Genomic DNA, 1,309 nt, shown 5'->3' with positions numbered 1-1,309 from the left:
TGTCTAGTCCTGAAATAGGTTTACACCTGTTTCACCCCAACGCCCGATGCATTGCATCGGGCGTTTTGTATTTCAAAGACTGGTGCGGACGCTCGCTGTTGTAGATCGATATCGACTCACTCACCATCTTCTTCGCCTGCGTTAAGTCGTGTGGGCGCTCAAGCAGAAGCTCTGTTTTCAAGATCCCGTTGACCCGCTCTGCCAAAGCATTTTGGTAGCAGTCATAGCCGTCCGTCATCGAACATCGGATGCCGTGTTTCGCATGCAGTTCTTGGTACATTCCCGAGCAATACTGGCTGCCTCTGTCCGAGTGATGAATCAGCGGCTGCGTGGTTTGACGCTGACTCACGGCTCGACGCAACGCTTGCACTACCGACTCGGTGTGCAGACTTTCATGGACGTGGTAACCCACGATCTTTCGCGAAAAAGCATCCGTCACAAGGCTCAGATAGGCCACACCCTCCCGAGTGGGCAGATAGGTGATGTCAGCAACCCAGACTTGTTCCGGGCCGGTTGGAACAACCTGATCCGGACCCGGTTTGAGTAGGTTCGGATGGCGCCGAAAGCGATGATGGCTGTCGGTCGTCTTGTGATACGCCCGCTTGCCAGCCACCAGTAAACGCCTTTCGCGCAGGATCGAAAACAGCCGATCTCGCCCCACTTGCAGCTCAAGTTGAGGCTGGCAATGCAACAAGTGGTGCAGCTTTCGGGTACCCAGACGCGGCTGACGCTGACGTTTTTGCTGAACGAAGTCGGCAACTTTCTGATCCAGAACCAGGCGAGTTGCATCGGCGCGATTGCGTTTGTAGTAAGCCTGTCGGCTTATCCCCATGAACTGGCAAGCCCTGCTGATGCTCAGGTTTTGGATTCGTTTTTGCGCGAGGACTTGCCGGGACGCTTTTTTACCACAGAGAGACCGTAGTCATTTTTCAAAACATCCACGACCGCCTCGAAAAACTGGGCTTTCTGATTGGACAGCGCCAACTGTTGTTCAAGCTCTTTGATGCGTTGCTCTGGCGTTAGTGGTCGGTTTTTGTCGGGCATAGACCCAATCCTCGGCGAGCCAATGTATGTGCCGGGGCTCCAATCTTGTCGACCATGCTTGCGTAACCACGTCAGAACGGTCGTTTTTCCTTGGATCCCGTAGCGCTCCTGAGCCTCTTTATAGCTCAGCTCACCTTTTTCGACTTGGTCGACGACCGACAATTTAAAGGTCAGCGTGTAGTCTCGCTGACTACGCCTTTTACTTGTCTCCATTACGCCCTCCTAAAATAGATCAGAAGGTGTAAACCTTATTCAGGACGGGACA

1 protein-coding gene is annotated in these 1,309 nt (G+C 53.3%); it reads right to left on the bottom strand.

Annotated features, from left to right (window positions below):
• Positions 1 to 31: 31 nt before the first annotated feature.
• Positions 32 to 1,257, bottom strand: a protein-coding gene (locus tag FJD38_RS24390) for an IS3 family transposase (protein WP_146388039.1) whose coding sequence is annotated in 2 segments (ribosomal slippage) — positions 32 to 894 and positions 894 to 1,257 — 1,227 coding nt in all. Because the reading frame shifts where the segments join, the coding sequence is not laid out codon by codon here.
• Positions 1,258 to 1,309 lie beyond the last annotated feature (52 nt).

Origin of the sequence: Pseudomonas saxonica, from assembly GCF_007858365.1 — a bacterium.
Lineage (GTDB): Bacteria > Pseudomonadota > Gammaproteobacteria > Pseudomonadales > Pseudomonadaceae > Aquipseudomonas > Aquipseudomonas saxonica.
Note: the sequence above shows the minus strand (reverse complement) of the source record. Positions and strands in the feature narration are given on the sequence as shown.